This is a genomic window from Tsukamurella ocularis (genome assembly GCF_965138335.1).
Classification (GTDB): Bacteria; Actinomycetota; Actinomycetes; order Mycobacteriales; family Mycobacteriaceae; genus Tsukamurella; species Tsukamurella ocularis_A.
This window is the reverse complement of record NZ_CBCSDV010000030.1, coordinates 28,444-49,989: the sequence shown is the minus strand read 5'-3', so window position 1 is coordinate 49,989 and position 21,546 is coordinate 28,444. Positions and strand designations below refer to the sequence as shown.

Sequence of the window (21,546 nt, the reverse complement as noted above, 5' to 3'; positions counted from 1 at the left end):
AAGGAGCCGACGGTGAGCACGTCCGAACCGAGCCAGGACGACCTCGCGCAATGGTGGCCGGATACCGGCTGCGCGCTGCCCCAACCTGTGATGGCGAGCCCGAGCTGGTGGGGTGCGGACTCCCGCAGGTGGTCCGTCCCGCTGCCGTTCCCCGCCGCGGACGAGGCCCGCCCAGGCGGTGGATGTCACGTGAAGATGCTCGAGCCGCACACCTCCGCGTACGTGGACGCGGAATCGTCGTTCGGCGCGAGTGTCGCCGCCGGGGAGGCCGGCCTCGCCCCGCGCGTCCACCACGCCGACCCTGCCAAGCGCATCCTCATCACCGAGGACTTCACGGCGCGGGCCCACACCGCGAACCTCGACCTGTTCGACGACGCCGGCCGTCTCGACGACGTGATCGCGCTCCGGCGCGCGGTACACGCCCTGCCTCCGGTCGGGCGCGCCGCGACCGTTTTCGATGATATCCGGACGGCTTCGGCCGCGGCGGCACGCGCCGGAGCGACCCTACCGGCGGACCTGCCATGGATGCTCCGACTGCTCGGACGTGCCGAATCCGCCATCACTGCATCCGGATTCGATCGCGTGCCGATCCACGGTGACGCCAACGTCTCCAACGTGCTCGTTCTGGACGGCGGAGGCCTGCTCCTCGTCGACTTCGACTGCGCCGCGGACGCGGATCCGTTGCAGGACATCGGCTCGGTGCTGGCGGAGCTCGCGCCTCTGGAGAGTGCCGCCGAGGCTCTGTTCGAGCGGGCCTGGGGCTCTTTCGACAGTGCCGCATTCGCCAGGGCTCGCGCGTACAGCATTGCCGATCAGGTGCGGTGGGGCCTCATCGGCTCGTACTGCGACGCCGCACGTCCTGCTACCCAGGAGTACTCGAAGTTCGCCGACTGGCAGTTCCTGCGCGCACGCGCGCAGCTGCGTGACCCCCGCTACGACGACCGGTTCCGTTCCGTCTAGTCGAGCGGAAAGACTCCGGACAGAAAGGATCAACGGTTCCATCATGATGACCGAAAACCACACTGCCCCTATGGCGGACGCCGCCCCCTCCCTCGCGCCCGATGATCGCGCCATGGGCACCGCCCGCACCGCCGACGAGCGCGCAGTCGAATCCGTGTTGGCCGGGATCGACATCTGGAACGGCCGGGACATGTACTACGCGCCGGTCACTGGCGGCTTGCAGAACAGCAACTGGCGAGTCACCGTCGCAGGAGCCGACCGACGGTACTTCCTCAAGCTCCCGGGCGCCGGGAGCGAGGCGTTCATCGACCGCGGCGTGACCGACGAAGCGGGCAAGCGCGCCGGCGATCTCGGCATCGGACCCGAAATCGTGCTCTTCGACGCCAGCACGGGCGTCGAAGTGGTCGAGTTCCTCGAGGGGTACTCGGCATGCACGAACGGCGATCTCAAGCGGGACGACATCCCCCTGGAGATCGTCAAGCTCTACCGAACCCTGCACGCGTCCGGACCGCTCGGTCACCGCAAGACGGTGCTCGACATGATCGACGAGCACCTGGCGCAAGCCACGGAACTGGCCGTATCGCTTCCCGCCTTCACGGGTGCCCTCGTCACCGAGTACCGCGCTGCACGGGACGCCCTGATCGCCGGTGGATTGGATCTCGTTCCCTGTCACAACGACCCGATGCCGGGCAATTTCCTCTACCACCCGACGCGACCGATGAAGCTCGTCGACTACGAGTTCGCCTCCGACAACGAGCGGGCCTACGAACTCGCGGTGCTGGTCACCGAGATGTTCTACGACGACGCCCGCGTCCACGAGATGGTGGAGGAGTTCTACGGCCGCGCCGACTTCGCCACCGTCGCCCGCGTCGAGGTGTTCAGCGCGCTCGCCGACCTCAAGTGGGGCCTGTGGGGCTGCGTGAATCAGCGACTCACCGACGCATGGGACTTCGACTACCACAAGTACGGCGCCTGGAAGCTGATGCGCTCGCGCCTGAAGATGAACGATCCGCGCTGGGGGCTGTGGCTGTCCACTCTGTGACGCCCCTCCTGGAGCACGAGTGAAAGGCCGCGCCATGGCGGACACCACATCTGCACCTACCACCTCCCCCCTCGACGTCAACAGGTTCACCGCCGCCGATGCGGCGGAGCTCCCCACCGACGTCATCGACCTGATCGCCCGCCGCGACGCCACTCTCGGCGAGCGCACGCCGCTCCTGTACCGGCGTCCCATCCACCCGGTCTCAGCGCAAGGGCTCTGGCTCACCGACGCGGACGGCAGCCGGTTCCTCGACATGTACAACAACGTCGCGAGCGTGGGCCACTGCCATCCGGCAGTGGTCGAGGCCATCGCGACGCAGGCAGCGACACTCAACACGCACACCCGCTACCTGCACGAAGGCGCGATCGACTACGGGCAGCGCCTATTGCGCACGATGCCCGGATTCGGACAGGTCTCCTTCACGTGCACCGGCTCCGAGGCCAACGACCTCGCGGTGCGGCTCGCCCGTCGTGCGACCGGGGGCGAGGGAGTCATCGTCACCCGCGGCGCCTACCACGGGGGCACGACGGTGAGCGCTGCGTGTTCGCCGTCAGTGGACCCCGACGTACCCGCCTGGGTGCGGGTCGTCGACGCGCCGGACCCGTACAGGAGCGGACACGCCGCTGCGGCGGCGTTCACCGCGGCCGTCGAGGCGGCGGCCGACGACCTCCGCAGGTCCGGCACCGGGGTGGCCGCACTCCTGCTCGATACCGTTTTCTCCTCGGACGGCATCCAGCCCGACCCCGCCGGCGTCATCGCGGGCGCGGTCGCGGCGGTCCGCGCCGCGGGGGGCGTCTTCATCGCGGACGAGGTCCAACCGGGATTCGGCCGGCTGGGCCACGGCATGTGGGGGTACGAACGGCACTCCGTGACCCCTGACATCGTGACGATGGGCAAGCCCATGGCCGCGGGGCTACCCGTAGCCGCCACCGTTCTGACGACCGGCATCGCCGACGCGCTGACGGGTTCGGTCCCCTACTTCAACACGTTCGGCGGCAACCCCGTATCGATGGCCGCCGCGGCGGCGGTCCTGGACGTGATCGAAGGCGAGCATCTCATCGAGTCCGTCGCGGCCCGTGGTGATCAGTTGCTCGGCCACCTCCGTGAGATCCAGCGGGACACGCCGTCCATCGGCGACGTCCGGGGCCGCGGACTGTTCGTCGGCGTCGAGATCGTCACCGATCCCGACAGTAGGACCCCGGACCGCACGGCCGCAGCCGCGCTCGTAGACGGACTCCGCGATCGAGGCGTGCTGATCTCGACCGCGGGGCACCACGGCAACGTCTTGAAGGTTCGGCCGCCGCTGCCGATCAGCGCCGACGAGGTCGACTGGTTCGCGGAGCGCTTCGCGGACACGGTCCGCGCGGGCTGACCGGCTCAGGCCCCGGGGATCGCAGAGCGGTCCCCGGGCCCGGGTTCGGTCCGGCGCGAGGTGAGAGCGATGGCGAGCACGACGAGCGCGATGCCGACGGCCTCGAGCCACCCCGGCCGCTGCCCCAGCATCACCGCGCCGACCCCGGTGGCGGTCACCGGGAGCAGCGCCAGCAGCAGCGCGAACCGCTCGCGCCCGACGCGGGTGAGGACCACCTGATCCAGCGCGTACGGCACCACCGAACTGAGCAGGCCGAGCCCCAGGCCGAGGATCCACACCTCCCAGCTGAGGAAGGCCTCGGGCCGCGACGCGAGTTCGGGGCCGAGGCCCGGTAGCGCGAGCACCAGGGCGCCCGCCGCCAGGCCGACGCCGAGCCCCTCGATGCCACCGCCCGCATCGGCGACGCGCTTGCCGAGCACGATGTACCCCGCCCACAGCGCCGCCGCGAGCAGCGCGCAGGCGATGCCGATCGCACCGTCGGACCCGAGCCCGCCGCCCGTCGCGCCGTCGAGGTTGACGCCCGCGACGCACACGACACCGATCAGCGCCGCGGCGGCGGCGGCCAGGTCGACGGCGCGCCGCGAGCCGGCGACGGCCACGGCGATCGGCCCGAGGAACTCGATCGCGACAGCCGTGCCGAGGTCGATGTGATCGATGGCCTCGTAGAAGGCCATGTTCATGGCGACGGTGACGGTGCCGAAGAGCGCGGCGGCGCGCAGCCGCGCCGGGGTCCAGTCGGCGCGCCGGGGGCGCAGCGCGATCAGCAGAATGAGGCCGGCGCCCGCGCCGCGCAGCCACGCCACCGCGACCGGCGAGAGCTGCTCGAACAGGCCGACGCCCAGGGAGGCGCCGACGTACTGGCTGATCGCCCCGATCACGAACATCGCGGGGATCATCAGCTGCGTCACGCGCCTCACCCTAGGCGACCGTCCGCGCCCCCCGCACGTGCGTTTCGCGCGGCTTCTCCTGCGCCGGAAGTTGTTCACCCTGGGAGAACATGCCGCCCGCCTCCCCGGTGTGGTGGAACAAATGGGTACCCTCGGACGTATATAGAGATGTAAGAACAGTTCGTGAGGAACGGAGGAGTCATGACGAACACAGTCACTTCAGAGGCCCCCGCGGGCGATGCCTTCGCTCCCCTGACGGCGTCCGACCGCTGCGATCGCTGCTCGGCGGCCGCCCAGGTCCGTGCGGTACTCCCGTCGGGCTTCGAGCTGCTCTTCTGCGGGCACCACTTCACCGAGCACCGCGAGAAGCTCGAGTCGCAGGGCGCCACCGTCGCGGGAGAGCCCGTCACGGTCTAGGTTTCATCGACGCGACGGCGCCGGGCACCCGCCCTACTTCCGGGTGCCCGGCGCCGTCGTCGTTCTCGGACCATGCGCCCCGATCACCCGCACGCGGGCGCGGGCGCTTCTCGGCGTGGCGAGGTCACTTCCAGGTGCGCAGGGCGGCGATCCGCTCGCGCAGCTGATCCGCGGAAGCCATCGCCGTGACCGGACCGCCGAGCTTGCTGCGCAGCTCGTTGTGCACGACTCCGTGTGGTTTGCCGGTGCGGTGATGATGCATCGCGACCAGGGAGTTCAACTCGCGACGTAGCGCGGAGAGCTGTGCGCCCGCGGTCGCCCGCTCCTCGACCTCCGGCGGCGGGGCCGGGCGCTCGGCCACGGCCGTCCGGGTGTCCACCTGGTCCTTCTGCCGCTGTTTGAGCAGCGCTCGCATCTGCTCGGCGTCGAGCAGCCCGGGCAGGCCGAGGTAGTCGGCCTCCTCCTCGCTCCCCGCGAAGGTCGCGGTGCCGTACGAGGAGCCGTCGTAGATCAGCTGGTCGAGCTCGGCGTCGGCGTGCAGCGAGACGAACGCCTTCTCCTCCTCGCCGGGTTCGTCCTTCTGCTTGTTCGCGTCGATGAGCAGCGCGTCCTCGAGCCCGTCGGACTCGCGGTGCGGCTTGCCCAGCACGTGGTCGCGCTGCTCCTCGAGCTTCGCGGCCAGATCCAGCAGGACCGGCACCGACGGCAGGAAGACGCTCGCGGTCTCGCCCGGCACGCGCAGTCGCACGAAACGCCCGATGGCCTGCGCGAAGAACAGCGGCGTCGACGCGCTCGTGGCGTACACGCCCACCGCCAGGCGCGGAACGTCGACGCCCTCGGACACCATGCGCACGGCGACCATCCACTTGGCCGTGCCCTCGGAGAACTCGGAGATCCGCTTCGAGGCCGTGGGGTCGTCCGACAGCACGACGGTGACCTTCTCGCCGCTGATCTCCTCCAGCAGCTCGGCGTAGTCACGGGCCGTCGACTGGTCGGTGGCGATGACCAGGCCGCCCGCGTCGGGCATCGCGCGACGCAACTGCTCGAGCCGCGTGTTCGCGGCGTGCAGCACCGCCGGGATCCAGTCGCCGTGCGGGTCGAGCGCCGTGCGCCACGCCCGAGCCGTCTGCTCCTTGCTCAGCGGCTCGCCGAGGCGGGCGGTGAACTCCTCGCCCGCACTGGTGCGCCAGCTCGCCTGCCCCGAGTAGGCCAGGAAGACGACGGGTCGGACCACGCCGTCGGCGAGGGCGTCCGAGTAGCCGTAGACGTGGTCGGCCTTGGACCGCTGGCCGCCGCCGAACTCCGGCTCGTAGGTGACGAATGGGATCGGGTTGTCGTCGCTGCGGAAGGGGGTACCGGTGAGGGCGAGCCGGCGGGTGGCCGGTTCGAACGCCTCGCGCACGCCCTCGCCCCAGCTCTTGGCGTCGCCGGCGTGGTGGATCTCATCGAGGATCACGAGGGTCTTGTAGGCCGTGGTCCGCGCGTGGTGCTTGTACGGGTGCATGCCGACCTGGGCGTACGTGATGACGACGCCGTCGAAGTCCGACGAGGTGCTGCCGCCCGAGTTGGTGAAGTTCGGGTCGAGGTTGATGCCGTTGCGCGCGGCCGCCTCGGCCCACTGGTACTTCAGGTGCTCCGTCGGCGCGACGACCGTGACCCGTTCGACGGTGCGGTCGGCCAGCAGCTCGGCGGCCACCCGCAGCGCGAACGTGGTCTTGCCGGCGCCGGGCGTGGCGACCGCGAGGAAGTCCTGAGGCTTCGAGGTCAGGTACTTCGTGAGCGCACGGCGCTGCCAGACACGAAGTGAAACCGCCATCGAGAAACGCACCCCTAAACCGCGAGAGAAGCCCGTCCGGCGCGGATCCGCGGCGCGGGCGGGTCGATCGTGAACCCGGAAGCAGTCTACTCGCAACACGCGGCGATCCCGGTTCCGGCGTGATCGGCGCCGGTGCGCAAGACTGAACATGATGGACGACGCACACGGCACGCCGGGAAGCCGGCAACCGAGCCCGGCGCAGCACGCCGAGCCGCGCGATCCGGCCCCGCACACGCAGGACCTGGATCGGCCCCGTCGTGCCTCCTTCCCCACCCGCGCGTGGGGCGTCGTCAAGGGCATGCCGCAGGTCCTGTGGCGCACCGTGGTGAAGTCCTGGGACGACTCGATCGTCGGCCACAGCGCCCAGGCGGCCTTCTGGACCACCCTGTCGCTGGCGCCGCTGCTGCTCGCCCTGATGGGCCTCATCGGCTACATCGCGAACTGGTTCGGCCCCGACACGATCGGGGTGATCCACGACCGGATCATCTCCTTCGGCCTGCGGGTCTTCACGCCCAACGTCGTGGACGAGATCCTCCGGCCCATGGTCGACGGGGTGCTGCAACAGGGCCGCGGCGACGTGGTCTCGGTGGGCTTCATCATCGCGCTGTGGGCGGGCTCGTCGGCGCTCTCGTCGTACGTCGATTCGATCAGCATGGCGCACGACCAGCACACCGTGCGCAATCCGGTGCACCAACGCTTCTTCGCGCTGCTGCTCTACGTCGAGTTCCTGGTGATCGCGGTCTTCACGTTGCCGCTGGTCGCGCTGGGGCCGAGCTTCATCGTCAAGTACATCCCCGCGTCGTGGCACCCGGCGGTGGCGCAGCTCATCGACTTCGGGTACCTGCCCTTCGTCGTGCTCATGCTGGTCGGCGGGCTCGCGCTGCTCTACCGGCAGGCGCTGCCACGGCCGCTGCCCTGGTACCGGCACGTGCCGGGCGCCGCGCTGGCGGCGCTGATCTTCCTCGTCGCCTCGACCGGCCTGCGCGTGTACCTGTCGTTCATCGCGTCGGGCCGGGGTATCTCCTACGGCGCGCTCGCGACGCCCATCGCCTTCCTGCTGTTCACGTTCTTCCTCGGCTTCGCGGTCATGGTCGGCGCCGAGTTCAACGCCGCGCTCCAGGACCGGTGGCCCGCACGGGAGATCCGGACGGACCAACTGCGGGACTGGGTCGTCGAGCAGATCAAGGAGGCCGGGATCTCCGACCCCGGCAAGGCGGCCGCCGAGGGGCTGCGCCGCGCGACGGACCCGATCCGTCGGCGCCAGCGCGCCGACGCGCCGGACGACGACGCGATGGAGCCGAGAGCCGCCGCGGAGCCGGGGACCGACGCGCCGAGGCGCACGGTCGAGACGGACGTGCCGGCGCGGCGCACCGTCGACCCCGAGGCCCCGCGGGTGCCGCCGGCCCGGCCGCCGAGCGGAGTGGAGCCGCGCTGAGCGGCTACTTCTTCATGCGGTCGTAGATTTTCTTGCACTCGGGGCACACCGGCGAGCCGGGCTTCGCCGACTTGGTGACCGGGAAGGTCTCGCCGCACAGCGCGACGACGTAGTTGCCCATCACGGCGGATTCGGCGATCTTGTTCTTCCGCACGTAGTGGAAGAACTTGGGAGTGTCGTCGTCGTTGCCGGTATCGGCGTCGACGTCGACATCCGGCTTCTCCAGGGTCTTCGTACTCATGACTTTCATTCTGCCAGTCGCAGTGGGACGATCGAAGTGTGGGAAATCAGGGCGAAGCCACCTACGTCATCACCGATGCGGAGGACTCGTACGACGAGCAGCACCGGCGGCGCGTCCGTCGGTACCTGATGATCATGGCGATCCGCATTCCCGCCCTCGTCATCTCGGCGTGGATCTACTCGGCCACCGGCAACTGGGTCATCGCGCTGGCCGTGCTCGGCGGCTCCATCCCGATCCCGTGGATCGCGGTGATCCGCGCCAACGATCGGCCGAAGAAGCGCAAGGGCGAGCCCGACCGCTTCACCCGGCGCAAGCTCGACCGCCTCGCCCTGCAGGGCCACCCGATCACCACCGTCTCGGCGCGCGGCGAATAGGTGCTGCTCTCCCCCGGCCTGGCACCACTGTGCCGTCGGCTCGGCCCCGCACTGGCCGCCGCCGACTTCTCGGAGACCGCCGTCGCCGATCGCCTGGGCGACGCCCAGGGCTGCCTCTCGCGCGGCGAGCCCGGCCCCGTCGAGGCCGCGGCCCCCGGCGACGCACCGCTCGACGTGCTGATCCGACTGTTCCTCGCCGCCGCGCCGGTCCCGCGCCCGCAGGTCGACGGCGCCCTCGCCCCCGTCACCGTCGACGAGGCGCTGCGCGTCGGCCTGCTGGAGCCCGACCCGGAGGATCCGGCCCGGGTGCGGGCCGCCCTGAGCCTGCGACCGCTGGACCTGCCCGACGGCCCGCAATGGTTCCTCTCCGATCTCGACGGCCTGATGCGGCCGCACCCGCAGCACCGCGAGCACGTCCTGGGTGTCGGGCACGCCTCGCAGTCCCTGCTCCGGGCCACGCCGCGCGAGCCGACGGGCAGCGTGCTCGACCTGGGCACCGGCTGCGGCGTACACGCCTGCGCCGCGACCCGGTTCGCGGGTTCCGTCACCGCCACCGACGTGAGTGGGCGGGCCGCGGGCTTCGCCGCCGCCTCCGCGGCGCTCAACGGCGCGGACGTCGAGGTGCTGACGGGCGACTGGTTCGCGCCCGTCGCGGGTCGCCGGTTCGACCTGCTGCTGGCGAATCCGCCGTTCGTCGTGGGCGAGGGCAGGGTCGACCACACCTACCGGGACTCCGGCCTGGACCTCGACGGCGCCTCCGAGCTCGTGGTGCGGGGCGCACCCGATCACCTGGCGCCCGGCGGCACCGCCGCGCTGCTCGCGTCGTGGGTTCACCGCGGGGACGAGTCGTGGCAGGCGCGGGTCGCGTCCTGGCTGCCCGCCGAGGGCGTCGCCGCCTGGGTGCTGCAGCGCGACGTCGCCGATCCGGCGCTGTACGTGGGCACCTGGTTGCGCGACGAGGGGCTCGACCCCCGCGTCGGCGAGGGCCGCGCCAAGTCCGACCGCTGGCTGGCGCACCTGGCGGACGCCGGCGTCACGGGCATCGGCTTCGGCTTCGTCTTCCTCCGCGCGATCGACGGCCCGTCGGAAGTGGTCTGCGAGGACCTGAGCCACCCGTTCGACGACCCCCTCGGGGACGAGGTTCCCGCGCACTTCGCCCGCATGGCGTGGCTGCGCGACGCCGACCTGGACGACGCCCGCCCGCTGCTCGGCGACGACGTCGCGCTCGAACGCGTATCGGTGACCGGCGACGAGGGCTGGGACGAGGTCGCGGTGCGCGTGACCCGGATGTCGGGGCCGCGTTGGGTCCACGAGCTGGACGACGCGGGCGCCCGCCTGCTCGCCGGGTGCCGCGGCGGCCTCACCACCGAGGACCTCGTGCTGCTGCTCGAGGCCGCGACGGGCGCGGAGGACCTGGCCGATCCGGCCCGCCGACTCCTCGCAGATCTGCACCGGCACGGATTCGTAACCTTCCTCTAAGCAACTTCTCAGAACGCCTCGCTGTTTCCGCAGGTCAGGGGATCCGGGCTCGGGAACTCTGTGCGCCCGTCGTCCGTTGAACCTGATGTACCGGCGAACAGGAGGCAGCCACATGGCACACCGCGTCAACACCGTTAGCACCGCAGCCCGCCCCGCTGATCGGGTGCGGCCCCCGCTGACCGAGGCCGATCTCGACGCCCAGAGTCCCGCCGCGGATCTGGTGCGCGTGTACCTGAACGGCATCGGCCGCACCGCTCTGCTGACCGCGGAGGACGAGGTCGATCTGGCCAAGCGCATCGAGGCGGGGCTGTACGCACAGCACCTGCTCGCCACCAAGAAGCGGATGGCCGCCTCGAAGAAGCGGGATCTGGCGTTCATCGTGCGGGACGGCCAGGCCGCCCGCCAGCACCTGCTGGAGGCCAACCTGCGCCTCGTGGTGTCGCTGGCCAAGCGCTACACCGGGCGCGGCATGCCCCTGCTCGACCTGATCCAGGAGGGCAACCTCGGCCTGATCCGCGCGATGGAGAAGTTCGACTACGCCAAGGGCTTCAAGTTCTCGACGTACGCCACCTGGTGGATCCGCCAGGCCATCACGCGCGGCATGGCGGACCAGTCCCGCACCATCCGTCTCCCCGTCCACCTCGTGGAGCAGGTCAACAAGCTGGCCCGCATCCGGCGCGAGCTGCACCAGCAGCTGGGCCGCGAGGCCACGGACGCGGAGCTCGCCGAGGAGTCCGGCATCCCGGCGGAGAAGATCGCCGATCTCATGGACCACTCGCGCGACCCGGTCAGCCTGGACATGCCCGTCGGTTCCGACGAGGAGGCACCGCTCGGCGACTTCATCGAGGACGCCGAGGCCGCCTCGGCCGAGTCGGCCGTCATCTCGCGACTCATGCACAGCGACGTGCGGTCCGTGCTCGCGACCCTGGACGAGCGGGAGCAGCAGGTCATCCGCCTGCGCTACGGCCTGGACGACGGCCAGCCGCGCACCCTCGACCAGATCGGCAAGCTCTTCGGGCTCTCCCGCGAGCGCGTGCGCCAGATCGAGCGCGAGGTCATGAGCAAGCTCCGCAACGGCGAGCGGGCGGACCGCCTGCGCGCGTACGCGAGCTAGGAACCAGTACGAAAGGGACCGCGTCGGCTGCTACAGCCGGCGCGGTTCCGCTTGTTGGGCCAGTACCTCGCTCGCGTGGCCGATCCGGATCACCGCGGACAGCACCGAGGCGCCGTCGGTGGTCGCCAGGATCGGCTGGCAGTCGATCGAGGCGATCTCCGGCACCTCGTAGGCGAGCGCCGCGATCCGAACGATCACGTCGGTGAGCGCCGCGCGATCCACGCCGGACTCGCCGGCGAAGCCGTCGAGCAGCGGCGCGGAACGGGTGGCGGACACCAGATCCTCCGCCGCGGCGTTGGTCAGCGGGAGCAGCCGGTAGGCGCGATCCCCGAGCAGCTCGGGCACGGCCCCACTGAGACCGAAGGACAGGAGGGGCCCGATCCGCGGGTCGTTCTCGTACCCCACGGCGCACCCGATCCCCTTGTGCGCCATCCGCTGCACGTGCAGCGTCGACTCCCCGGTCGTCTGCGCGAGCTCGGTGAAGGCGTCCGCCACGGCCTGCGGTCCGGCGAGGTCGAGCCGCACCGCCGCGAGGTCGGCCCGCAGCCGCCAGCGCTCCCCCATCGCCTTGACCGCGACCGGGTATCCCAGGCGGTCCGCAGCGGCCGCCGCCTCGTCCGGGGTGGACGCGACGTCGAAGGCGACGACGCCGACCCCGTAGAGCCCGAGGAGCTCCGCGCTCTGCGCGAAACTCAGGGTCACGGTGCCGCCCTCGGCATCGACCGAGGGCAGCCACTCCCGCACGCGGGTGCGCGCGGTCTCCACGTCGGTGCCCTCGGGACGCGCGGTGTCGGAGACGGGGCGCGCGCGCCACTGCGCGTACCGCCAGCCGTGCGCGAGCACCCGGGCCGCGCGCTCCGGTTCGGGGTACGACGGCACGGACCCCCGCACCCGCATCCCCCCGTCGTCGGTGACGGCGAGCAGCTCGGTGACGCCGTCGAAGGCGAGGAAGGTCGAGACGATCGGCTTGATCAGTTTCCGCGAGGCCTCGAGCAGGACCGCGGCGTGCGCCTCCGGGGGCGCCTCGACGGGCGGCACGAAGACGGCGATGATCGCGTCCACCGTGTCGTCGGCGAGCGCGGTGTCGATCGCCGCGCCGAACTCGGCGGGGGTCGCCGACGCGCCCAGATCCACCGGCTGGGCGACATCGAGTCCCGCCCTGATCCCGGTGTGGGTGGCGAGGATGCCGAGGGCGGTCGAGTTGCCGATCACGGCGACCCGGGGGCCCTTCGGGAGCGGCTGATAACTGAAGAAGGTCGCGCAATCGAACAGCTCGGGGATCGAATCGACCTGCACGACACCGGAGTTCTCGAACAACGCCTCGGATCCGCGGCGCCGGCGGTCGGCGTCGATCCCGCCGCGGTGGACCGCGACGATCGGCTTCTGCCGGGCCAGGCGCTGGGCGATGCGGCCGAACTTGCGCGGGTTACCGAAGCTCTCGAGGTACAGCAGCACCACCTCGGTCGCGTCGTCGGTGTCCCAGTACTGCAGCACGTCGTTGCCGGAGACGTCGGCGCGGTTACCGGCGGAGACGAACGTCGTCAGGCCCACGCCGCGTTTGGCCGCGGTGTCGAGGATGGCGATGCCGAGGGCGCCGGACTGGCAGAAGAAGCCCACGTTGCCGCGGCCGGGGACGACGGGGGCCAGGGTCGCGTTGATGCGCACCTCGCGGTCGGTGTTGATCACGCCGAGCGCGTTGGGACCGATCAGCCGCATCCCGTGCGAGCGCACCGCTTTGAGCAGCCGCCGCTCCGATTCCTTGCCGCGGCCGCCCACGTCGGAGAACCCGGACGAGACGACCAGCAGCGTCCGCACCTCCTTGGCGAGGCAGTCGTCGAGCACTTGGTCCATGTTGTCGGCGGGCACGGCGACGACGGCGAGGTCCACCTGGTCCGGGATGTCGCGCACGGATTCGTAGGCGCGGATGCCCGCGACCGACCGGCGTTCCGGGTGCACCGGGTACACGGGCCCCGCGAAATCGCCCGCGATGATGTTGCGCAGCACCGCGTGTCCCACCTTGCCCGGCGTGGTCGACGCGCCGATCACGGCGATCGACGTCGGCCGCAGCGCGTTGCTCACGCTGCGCGCCTCCGATGCCAGCTCGCGGGCGTTGCGCACGGCGACCAGCGCTTCGGTGGGGTCGATGCCGAACTCGACGTGCACCACGCTGCCGTCGAAGCTGCGCCGCAACTCGTACCCGGCGGCCTTGAAAACGTTGACCATGTACCGGTTCTCGGCGAGCACCTCGGCCTCGAAACGATGGAAGCCGTTCTCCGCAGCGGCGCCGGCGAGGTGTTCGAGCAGTATCGGCCCGAGGCCCCGGCCCTGGTGCTCGTCGGCCACGACGAAGGCGACCTCCGCCGACGTCGGCTTGCCGGAGTCGGCGAGGCCCTCGTAGAGGCCGACGGCGATGATCTTGCCGCCGAGGATCGCGAGCAGGCAGACCCGCTGCTCGTGGTCGACCGTGGTCATCNGCGCGACGTCGCGCGGCGGCATCACCGGGTACGGGCCGAAGTAGCGCAGGTAGCGCGTGCGCTCGGAGAGGCCGGCGTGGAACTCCACCATGGCGTCGGCGTCGTCGGGGACCACGGGACGCAGGTGGACGACGCCGCCGTCGGAGGCGAGCACGTCCGCGACCCAGTGCGCGGGGAACTCATAGGGGCCCGACGGTGCCTGCTGGCTCGGCGCCGGGAACGGGTCGGTGGCGGGGCCCGCGGCGTGCACGGGGGTTTCGTCAGTCACGAGGGTCCTCCGGGTCGAGTCCTGGAGCGGCGAAGAGCGGGAGGAGGACGTCAGTCACGAGGGTCCTCCGGGTCGAGTCCGTGAAGGGGAAACACCGCCGAGCGCGCGCGGGCGATGAACCGGTCCGCGGCGGCCTCCATCGGCGCGGAGGTCGGGTCGTACGAGGACGGCTCCCAGGGCGTGAACCCCGTCGTGCCGCCCTCGCCCATGGTCTCCGGCAGTGCGCCCACGGCACCGACCTGATCGGTCGGCAGGCTCGCAGCGAGGTCCTTCCACTCCGCGGGAATCGGTGTGGCGGGGTCGATGTCGACCCCGACGACGGCCCCGATGAGGTGGGTCCAGGCGCGGGGCACCACGTGCACGAGCTGGTACCCGCCGCCGCCGACGGCGAGCCACCGGCCGTCGCACACCTCGTCCGCGAGGTCGCGCATCGCGAGGATCGCCGCGCGCTGACCGTCGACGGTGAGCGAGAGGTCGGTCAGCGGGTCCGTCGCGTGGGAGTCGCAGCCGCACTGGCTCACGATGAGCTGGGGCCGGAACTCCCGGACGACGGACGGGACGACGGCGTGGAAGGCGCGCAACCACAGATCGTCGGGGCAGAAGGCGGGCACCGGGATGTTGACCGCCGTGCCGCGGGCCTCGGGGCCGCCGAGCTCCGTGGGGTAGCCGGTGTTCGGCCAGAGGTGCTGCGGGTCCTCGTGCAGCGAGACGGTGAGCACCCGCGGGTCGTTCCAGAACTGGGCCTGCACCCCGTCGCCGTGGTGGGCGTCGACGTCGATGTAGGCGATCCGGTCGAAGCCGTTGTCGAGCAGCCAGGAGATGGCGATGGCGGCGTCGTTGTAGACGCAGAAGCCCGAGGCGTGCGAGCGCATGGCGTGATGCATCCCGCCGGCGATGTTGACGGCACGGGTGGTGTGGCCCGCGGCGATCGCCTTGGCGCCGGTGAGGGTGGAGCCGACCAGGCTCGCAGCCGCCTCGTGCATGCGGAGGAAGATCGGATTGTCGTCGTTGCCGAGACCGTAGCCGGTGAGATCGATCCGGGAGCGTCCCGACCCCGCGACCCGCACGGCCGCGAGGTAGTCGTCGGTGTGCGCCCGGCCGAGTTCGATCGGATCGAAGTCCGCGGGTGTCACGACCTCGACGCCGTCGAGCACCCCGAGCATCCTCGCGAGCTCCATCGTCAGACGCAGGCGCACCGGGTCCATCGGGTGCGAGTGGGAGAACCGGTAGTCGAGTACCGAGGGGTCCCAGACCACCTGGGAGTCGGGGAACCGTGCCATGAGTCACGACCCTAGTCGTTGCGCCACTGCGACGCCGCGAAGTTAGGTAACCTTTAGTACGGGGGACGGTAGCGCGTCTCGGTTAAGCTCGACGGTGACGAGAAGGAGCTGGACACGTGAACGATCTGGTGGACACCACCGAGATGTACCTGCGGACCATCTACGAGCTCGAGGAGGAGGGCGTCGTGCCCCTCCGGGCGCGGATCGCGGAGCGTCTCGAGCAGAGTGGTCCCACCGTCTCGCAGACGGTGCAGCGCATGGAGCGCGACGGCCTGGTCCGGGTGGCCGGGGACCGTCATCTGGAACTCAGCGAGAAGGGCCGCCAACTGGCGATCGCCGTGATGCGCAAGCACCGGCTCGCCGAGCGCCTCCTCGTGGACGTCATCGGCCTGCAGTGGGAGAACGTGCACGCCGAGGCCTGCCGCTGGGAGCACGTCATGAGCGAGGACGTCGAGCGGCGGCTGCTCGAGGTGCTGGGCAACCCCACCACGTCCCCGTACGGCAACCCGATCCCCGGCCTCGGCGAGCTCGGCGTGGCCATCGGCAACGAGCCCGCGCGCCCCGCCCGCCTCACCGATCTGCCGCAGGGCGGCCCCACGGCCGTGGTCATCAAGCGCCTGGCCGAGCACGTGCAGGCGGACACCGATCTGATCGGCCGGTTCCGCGAGGCCGGCGTGGTGCCGGACGCCCGCGTGTCGGTCACCGTCCAGCGCGGCGCGGTCGTCATCTCGGTCGCCGGACACGAGGACTTCGAGCTTCCCGACGAGATGGCCCACGCGGTCTTCGTCGAGGCGGTGTAGCCGATGCGGCTGGTGGTGACCGGCGGCGCCGGCTACGTCGGCAGCGTGTGCACGCAGGTACTGCTCGAACGCGGCCACGAGGTGACCGTGCTCGACGACCTGAGCACCGGCAACCGTGAGGCGGTGCCCGCGGGCGCCACCTTCGTCGAGGGCGACGTGGCGCAGGCCGCGCGCCCGCTGCTCGCCGACGGCGACTTCGACGGCGTGCTGCACTTCGCCGCGAAATCCCTGGTGGGCGAGTCGGTGTCGCATCCGCACAACTACTGGCAGGGCAATGTCGTCACCACGTTGACGCTGCTCGACGCCATGCTCGCGGCCGGCGTCCCCCGGCTGGTCTTCTCGTCGACCGCCGCCACGTACGGCGAGCCCGAGTCCGTTCCCATCCCCGAGGACGCGCGCACGGCGCCCACCAACACCTACGGCGCCACCAAACTCGCGATCGACGCCGCGATCTCCTCGTACGCCACCGCCTACGGCCTCGCGGCGGTCTCGCTGCGGTACTTCAACGTGGCGGGCAGTTACGGCGGCTTCGGCGAGAACCGTGAGATCGAGACGCACCTCATCCCGCTGGTCCTGCAGACCGCGCTGGGCCAGCGCGCCGACATCGCCGTCTTCGGCGCCGACTACCCCACCGCGGACGGCACCGCGGTCCGGGACTACGTGCACGTCAAGGATCTGGCCGAAGCGCACCTGCTCGCCCTCGACCACGCCCGGCCGGGCACGCACGAGATCTTCAATCTGGGTTCCGGCGAGGGCTTCTCGGTGCGCCAGGTGATCGACACGTGCCGCGAGGTGACGGGGCGCGAGATCCCCGAGACCGCCGCCGAGCGCCGCGCCGGCGATCCCGCGGTGCTGGTCGCGTCGTCCCGCCGCGCGATCGACGAGCTGGGCTGGCGCCCCGAGAAGACGGACCTGCGCGAGATCGTCGCCGACGCCTGGGAGTACACCCAGGCCCTGGGCGACCGGGCGCACGCAGCGCGCCGCGCCTGATCCCCTCCCCGTCGCGTGCCTCCGTCCGCGTGTCCCGCCCGCACGGCGTCTCCCGATCGGCACCGGGCGCGTCACCCGGCGAGCGGGAACTCGAGGTCCCGCGGCGGGAGTTCCACGCCGAGGCGGCGCGCCACGTTCACGCCGATCTCGGCGGTGGCACAGAGCTCCCGCGGGTGCATGCCCGCCGCCAGCGCGTGTGCCAACAGGTGCGCACCGCGGTAGCCCCCGTCGGCGGTGAGCGCGGCGTCGAGGGCGATGCCCGTGAGCGGACCGTCGCCGCGAAGATAGCTCGACGCGGCGACCAGGGTGGCCGCCGCGGCCCGCGGGGTGCCCCGCAGCCGCCGTGCCAGCTCGGCGAACAGCAGCCGGGCCTCGTCGGACATCACGGTGAGGCCCAACGCCATCGCCGCATCGCGCACCTTCACGTCCAGGAGGGCTCCCCCGAGCAGCGCGACGTCGGCATCCGACAGCGCGGTGGACCGCTGCTCCGTGACCGCGCCGACCACGGCGGCCAGGAGCTCGCACGGGTCGCCGTCGGCCTCGCGGGCCGCGGCCTCGCGACACCGGTCCGCCGCGATCCCCGCCCCCTCCTCCGCCACCTGGTCCGTCAGTTCCGTGCGGGACCGGTGGACGGTGCGCCCCTCGACGACGGCCGCCAGCATCACGGGCGAGGTGGCGGGATCCGGGAGCGGACCGCTCTCGCCGTGGCGGCACACCCAGCGCTCGCCGGCCGCCATCCGGTCGAGCAGCACGACGTCGATGATCTCGAGGTCCGGATCGACCGCGATCCGCGACCGCGCGGCGTCGGCGAGCAGGAGCAGCAGCGCCGGGACCACCCGCACGAGCGGGCGGTCGTCGACGACCACGCAGAACAGCCGGTCCGCGCCCTGGCAGCGCAGCATGCCCACGGCGTCGGTGATGTGCGTGCGGCAGGCCTTCCGCAGACCGCCGGACGGGCTCAGCTCGAGATCGGTGCGCGCCGTGGCCCCGATCCGGCCGGTCACCTCGTCGTGTGCGAGCAGGATCACCGAGCGGGTCGGGTAGAAGCCCAGCAGAGCCGGGACGGCGGCGAGCAGATCGCCGAGTGAGTCGATCTTCATGGCCGGGTCCCCGTGTTGTTTCGTCATGATCGAATGCTCACGGAGGCCGCCGACGGAGTTCGCCCGTCGATGCCGTTCATCCCCACTTTGGTTACGAAACCTTCTCCACGCTGGGCGTTGTCCACAGGATCGGTCGTTACCGGACACCGGCGGGCGGGCGGCCGACGCACGGCAGCGGTGAGCGCTACTGTGAACCGCGTGATCGGCTTACCGCGGTTCTCGGACCGCACGCGCGACTGGTTCCTCAGCGGCATGTCTGAGCGAGCCGGCACCCACGTCGGACCCCACGCGACCGATGCGGAGCACCCGCAGCCGTGGTGGAAGGTCATGTGCCTGACCGGCGTCGACTACTTCTCGACCCTCGGCTACCAGCCCGCCATCGCCTTCATCGCCGCCGGCGTCATCTCCCCCATCGCGACCCTGGTGCTGATCGCCCTCACCCTGTTCGGCGCGCTCCCGGTGTACAAGCGGGTCTCGCGCGAGAGCTTCAACGGTTCCGGTTCGCTGGCCATGTTCGAGCGGCTCCTCCCCTGGTGGGGCGGCAAGCTGTTCGTCCTCGTGCTGCTCGGCTTCGCGGCCACCGACTTCATCATCACGATCACGCTCTCGTCGTCGGACGCCGCCGAGCACATCGTCGAGAACCCGCTCGTCCCCTCGTTCCTCCACGGCGCGAACATCCCCATCACCCTCGGACTGGTCCTCGCCCTCGGCGTCATCTTCCTCAAGGGTTTCCGCGAGGCCATCGGCACCGCCGTCGTGCTCGTCACGGTGTACCTGTCGCTCAACGTGGTCGTCATCGGCGTCTCGCTGTGGCACGTGGCCGAGCGCCCGCAGAAGGTGCTGGACTGGCAGGACCTGCTCTGGTCGGAGCACTCGAATCCGCTCATGGTGATCGCCGTCGCGCTCATCGTCTTCCCGAAGCTGGCGCTCGGACTCTCCGGTTTCGAGACCGGCGTCGCGGTGATGCCGCAGATCAAGGGCGATCCGAACGACCCACCCGAGTACCCGGCCAAGCGCATCCGCGACACCGGCCGCCTCCTCACCACCGCCGCGGTGATCATGAGCGTCCTGCTCGCCACGTCGAGCTTCGCGACCACGGTGCTCATCCCCGCGGAGGAGTTCGCACCCCACGGCGGCGCCAACGGCCGCGCCCTGGCCTGGCTCGCGCACGAGTACCTCGGCAACGGCTTCGGCACGGTCTACGACGTCGCGACGGTCGCGATCCTGTGGTTCGCCGGGGCGTCCGCGATGGCCGGCATGCTCAACCTGGTACCGCGCTACCTGCCGCGTTACGGCATGGCGCCCCGATGGGCCTCGGCGGTGCGCCCCCTGGTGGTGGTGCTCACCGTGATCGCGCTCGTGATCGTGCTCATCTTCGAGGCCGACGTGAACGCGCAGGGCGGCGCCTACGCCACCGGCGTCCTCGTGCTCATGACCTCCGCCGCGATCGCGGTGACCATCTCCGCCCGCCGCAAGCGCCAGACCGCGGCCACCTGGGGATTCGGGCTCATCTCCGCGGTCTTCGTGTACACCACGATCGACAACATCATCGAGCGGCCCGACGGCGTGCGGATCGCGGCGCTGTTCATCCTGGCCATCGCCGTGGTGTCGATCGGCTCGCGCGTGCGGCGCTCGTTCGAGTTGCGCGCCTCGTCGATCACGTTCGACGAGAAGGCCCTGGAGTTCATCCGCGACGACGCCGCGGCCCAGCACGCGATCCGGATCGTCTCGCACGAACCCGACGTGGACACCAAGAAGGAGTACCGCGACAAGGTCCGCGCCGAGCGCAAGTTCGGCCACATCCCCGGCCGCTCCCGCGTCATCCTGCTGGAGGTGTGGCCGCGCGACTCCTCGGACTTCGAGGAGGACCTCGAGGTCCGGGGCATCGAGAAGTTCGGCTACCGCCTGCTCAAGGTGCGCTCGGGCAGCATCGCCAACACGATCGCCGCGGTCCTGCTGTACATCCGCGACGAGACGGGCGTCGTGCCCGAGGTCTACTTCCAGTGGTCGGAGATGAACCCCGTGCTCAACATGGGCAAGTACCTCGTGGAGGGATCCGGCGAGGTCGCGGCCGTCTGCCACGAGGTGCTGCGCCAGGCCGAGCACGACGCCAAACGGCGCCCGACGGTGCACGTCTCCTAGTCGGGCCGGTACGCGAAGGGCAGCTCGTGGTGCGACACGGGCAGCGTCTCGACCCGCATCCACGGGTACAGCTGTTCGACGGTCCGCGCCACCGCCGCGCCGTCGTGATACCGGCTGCGCAACGCGACCACGACGGTGACGCCGCCCGGGAGCTCACGGAGCGCCTCCACGTCGTCGGGGCGCGGCCGCGGGGGCACCGCGTACCACGGTCGGGGCCCATCGGCGGCCGCACTCGCCAGGCGGGCGAACTCGGGGCTCGGCGGCCAATGCCCCGCCGTCTCCCAGGTCGCGTACGTCCGGGCCCGCCGGCTCGACGGGGCCGCCATCACCGGCACCGCGCGCAGCGCCGTCGTGATCCGCATGCCGGCGAAGACCCGCGTGGGGTCGAGCACCGTCAGTGCCCGGACGCGGTCCGGACGGGCGAGCGCGTAGGCCACGGCGATCTGCGCCCCGAGGGAGAACCCGAGCACGTCCGTCGTCGCCGCGCCGAGCCCGTCGAGCACCTCGTCGATCCACGCGGGTAGGTCGTCCCGGGATCGCAGCGCACGCCGCTCGCTCCCGCCCGCGTCCCCGGGCAGGTCCGGCGCGAGCACGCGCTGGGTGGACGCGAGGGCCGCGGCCTGTGCGAACCAGGAGGCGCCCGTGTCGCGGGCGCCGGGCAGGCACAGCAGCGGCGGCGCATCGTCGTCACCCGCGATCAGGACCCGCGTCCGGGCGAGCGGACCNNCGACGACGGTCCGCCGGACGGGCACGCCCCACTGCGCGACCACGGCGTCGTAGGCGTCGGAGAACGCGGATTCCATGACATTCCTCTCGATCATCGAGATATTTTGCCATCAAGGTACCTGCTACCGTCGGCGCATGAGCGAGAACGAGCACCTCGTGCACGCCCTGCGCGCCGCGGCCCTGCGGTGGGAGCGCGCGATCGCGGCCTTCGGCGCGCGGCACGCGCTCGGCGACACCGACGTGCGGGCGCTGATCGCGTTGCTCGACCTGGAGCGGGCGGATGCGCCCGCCACTCCCGGCGCGCTCGCGGCGGAACTGCAGCTCAGTTCGCCGGCGTGCACCGCCCTGGTGGACCGCCTCACCGCCTCCGGCCTCGTGGAGCGCGCCCCCGATCCGGCCGACCGCCGTCGCGTACGGCTCCTGGTCACCGCGCACGCACGCCTCCTCGGCGAGCAGTTCTTCCACGATCTGATCGGCCCGATCCGGGCCGCTGCGGCCGGGCTCTCGCCCGCGGAGGCCCAGGTGGTGCAGCGTTTCCTCGCCTCCGCCGTTACGCCGTGAGCGGAAACACGCGGCGCGCGGGAATCGACACAGTGCCCGCGAGGTTGTCCCACGTGGAAAACTGGTAG

At 71.3% G+C, this 21,546-nt stretch carries 19 protein-coding genes and 1 pseudogene; 12 read left to right on the top strand and 8 right to left on the bottom strand.

Annotated elements, in window-relative coordinates:
* Nucleotides 1-12 precede the first annotated feature (12 nt).
* From ACNAYW_RS20835 to ACNAYW_RS20825, 3 genes are all read left to right on the top strand, one after another.
* Nucleotides 13-960, top strand: a complete 948-nt coding sequence (locus tag ACNAYW_RS20835; protein ID WP_415851542.1) for a phosphotransferase — start codon at nt 13-15, stop codon at nt 958-960.
* Between the two features lie 70 nt (nt 961-1,030).
* The gene (locus ACNAYW_RS20830) at nt 1,031-2,002 is read left to right on the top strand and encodes a phosphotransferase (protein ID WP_415851541.1); all 972 of its coding nucleotides are present in this window, start codon (nt 1,031-1,033) and stop codon (nt 2,000-2,002) included.
* Nucleotides 2,003-2,036: 34 nt separating this feature from the next.
* Nucleotides 2,037-3,374: an aspartate aminotransferase family protein gene (locus ACNAYW_RS20825; RefSeq protein ID WP_415851540.1), complete on the top strand. Its 1,338-nt coding sequence runs from the start codon at nt 2,037-2,039 to the stop codon at nt 3,372-3,374.
* 5 nt (nt 3,375-3,379) lie between these two features.
* On the opposite strand, the gene ACNAYW_RS20820 is transcribed toward ACNAYW_RS20825, so the two are convergent.
* Nucleotides 3,380-4,282, bottom strand: a complete 903-nt coding sequence (locus ACNAYW_RS20820; RefSeq protein WP_415851539.1) for an EamA family transporter — start codon at nt 4,280-4,282, stop codon at nt 3,380-3,382.
* 180 nt (nt 4,283-4,462) lie between these two features.
* Here ACNAYW_RS20820 and ACNAYW_RS20815 point away from each other — a divergent pair, with 180 nt between their 5' ends.
* The gene (locus tag ACNAYW_RS20815) at nt 4,463-4,678 is read left to right on the top strand and encodes a DUF7455 domain-containing protein (protein WP_415851538.1); all 216 of its coding nucleotides are present in this window, start codon (nt 4,463-4,465) and stop codon (nt 4,676-4,678) included.
* Between the two features lie 124 nt (nt 4,679-4,802).
* Here ACNAYW_RS20815 and ACNAYW_RS20810 read toward each other — a convergent pair whose 3' ends face one another.
* Nucleotides 4,803-6,494 carry a DEAD/DEAH box helicase gene (locus ACNAYW_RS20810; protein WP_415851537.1) on the bottom strand — a complete coding sequence of 564 codons (1,692 nt, stop codon included), beginning with the start codon at nt 6,492-6,494 and terminating at the stop codon, nt 4,803-4,805.
* 151 nt (nt 6,495-6,645) lie between these two features.
* Between ACNAYW_RS20810 and ACNAYW_RS20805 the strand changes: the two genes are divergently transcribed.
* A complete protein-coding gene (locus ACNAYW_RS20805) occupies nt 6,646-7,929 on the top strand; it encodes a YihY/virulence factor BrkB family protein (protein ID WP_415851536.1) in 1,284 nt (427 codons plus the stop codon).
* A 4-nt stretch (nt 7,930-7,933) separates the two neighbouring features.
* On the opposite strand, the gene ACNAYW_RS20800 is transcribed toward ACNAYW_RS20805, so the two are convergent.
* Nucleotides 7,934-8,170 (bottom strand): DUF3039 domain-containing protein, encoded by a 237-nt coding sequence (locus tag ACNAYW_RS20800; RefSeq protein ID WP_068535230.1) that lies wholly within the window; start codon nt 8,168-8,170, stop codon nt 7,934-7,936.
* A gap of 38 nt (nt 8,171-8,208) precedes the next feature.
* Here ACNAYW_RS20800 and ACNAYW_RS20795 point away from each other — a divergent pair, with 38 nt between their 5' ends.
* The 3 genes from ACNAYW_RS20795 (at nt 8,209) to ACNAYW_RS20785 (ending at nt 11,137) form a co-directional block, all read left to right on the top strand.
* A complete protein-coding gene (locus tag ACNAYW_RS20795) occupies nt 8,209-8,544 on the top strand; it encodes a DUF3099 domain-containing protein (RefSeq protein WP_415851535.1) in 336 nt (111 codons plus the stop codon).
* On the top strand, nt 8,545-10,023 hold the full coding sequence (locus ACNAYW_RS20790) for a DUF7782 domain-containing protein (protein WP_415851534.1): 1,479 nt from the start codon (nt 8,545-8,547) through the stop codon (nt 10,021-10,023). It abuts the gene before it with no gap.
* A gap of 112 nt (nt 10,024-10,135) precedes the next feature.
* Nucleotides 10,136-11,137, top strand: a complete 1,002-nt coding sequence (locus ACNAYW_RS20785; RefSeq protein WP_415851533.1) for a sigma-70 family RNA polymerase sigma factor — start codon at nt 10,136-10,138, stop codon at nt 11,135-11,137.
* Between the two features lie 30 nt (nt 11,138-11,167).
* Here the strand turns inward: ACNAYW_RS20785 and ACNAYW_RS20780 are convergent.
* From ACNAYW_RS20780 to ACNAYW_RS20770, 3 genes and pseudogenes are all read right to left on the bottom strand, one after another.
* Nucleotides 11,168-13,610: pseudogene (locus tag ACNAYW_RS20780) on the bottom strand (bifunctional acetate--CoA ligase family protein/GNAT family N-acetyltransferase); the annotation flags it as partial.
* 1 nt (nt 13,611) lies between these two features.
* On the bottom strand, nt 13,612-13,861 hold a 250-nt coding region (locus tag ACNAYW_RS20775; RefSeq protein ID WP_415851554.1), incomplete at its 3' end, for a hypothetical protein.
* Between the two features lie 68 nt (nt 13,862-13,929).
* Entirely contained in the window at nt 13,930-15,159 is a 1,230-nt protein-coding gene (locus tag ACNAYW_RS20770) for an acetoin utilization protein AcuC (RefSeq protein WP_415851532.1), read from the bottom strand.
* Nucleotides 15,160-15,275: 116 nt separating this feature from the next.
* Here ACNAYW_RS20770 and ACNAYW_RS20765 point away from each other — a divergent pair, with 116 nt between their 5' ends.
* The gene (locus tag ACNAYW_RS20765) at nt 15,276-15,959 is read left to right on the top strand and encodes a metal-dependent transcriptional regulator (RefSeq protein WP_415851531.1); all 684 of its coding nucleotides are present in this window, start codon (nt 15,276-15,278) and stop codon (nt 15,957-15,959) included.
* A gap of 3 nt (nt 15,960-15,962) precedes the next feature.
* Complete coding sequence (galE, locus tag ACNAYW_RS20760) at nt 15,963-16,949, top strand: UDP-glucose 4-epimerase GalE (RefSeq protein WP_415851530.1); 987 nt, start codon at nt 15,963-15,965, stop codon at nt 16,947-16,949.
* Between the two features lie 71 nt (nt 16,950-17,020).
* Here the strand turns inward: galE and ACNAYW_RS20755 are convergent, their stop codons facing one another.
* Nucleotides 17,021-18,076, bottom strand: coding sequence for a DUF4192 domain-containing protein (locus ACNAYW_RS20755; protein ID WP_415851529.1), 1,056 nt, complete (start codon nt 18,074-18,076; stop codon nt 17,021-17,023).
* Nucleotides 18,077-18,301: 225 nt separating this feature from the next.
* Between ACNAYW_RS20755 and ACNAYW_RS20750 the strand changes: the two genes are divergently transcribed.
* Entirely contained in the window at nt 18,302-20,191 is a 1,890-nt protein-coding gene (locus tag ACNAYW_RS20750; RefSeq protein ID WP_415851553.1) for an APC family permease, read from the top strand.
* Here ACNAYW_RS20750 and ACNAYW_RS20745 read toward each other — a convergent pair.
* Entirely contained in the window at nt 20,188-20,859 is a 672-nt protein-coding gene (locus ACNAYW_RS20745) for an alpha/beta fold hydrolase (RefSeq protein WP_415851552.1), read from the bottom strand. The genes ACNAYW_RS20750 and ACNAYW_RS20745 overlap by 4 nt on opposite strands.
* Before the next feature lie 193 nt (nt 20,860-21,052).
* Between ACNAYW_RS20745 and ACNAYW_RS20740 the strand changes: the two genes are divergently transcribed.
* A complete protein-coding gene (locus ACNAYW_RS20740) occupies nt 21,053-21,478 on the top strand; it encodes a MarR family winged helix-turn-helix transcriptional regulator (RefSeq protein ID WP_415851528.1) in 426 nt (141 codons plus the stop codon).
* The last annotated feature ends 68 nt before the right edge of the window (nt 21,479-21,546 follow it).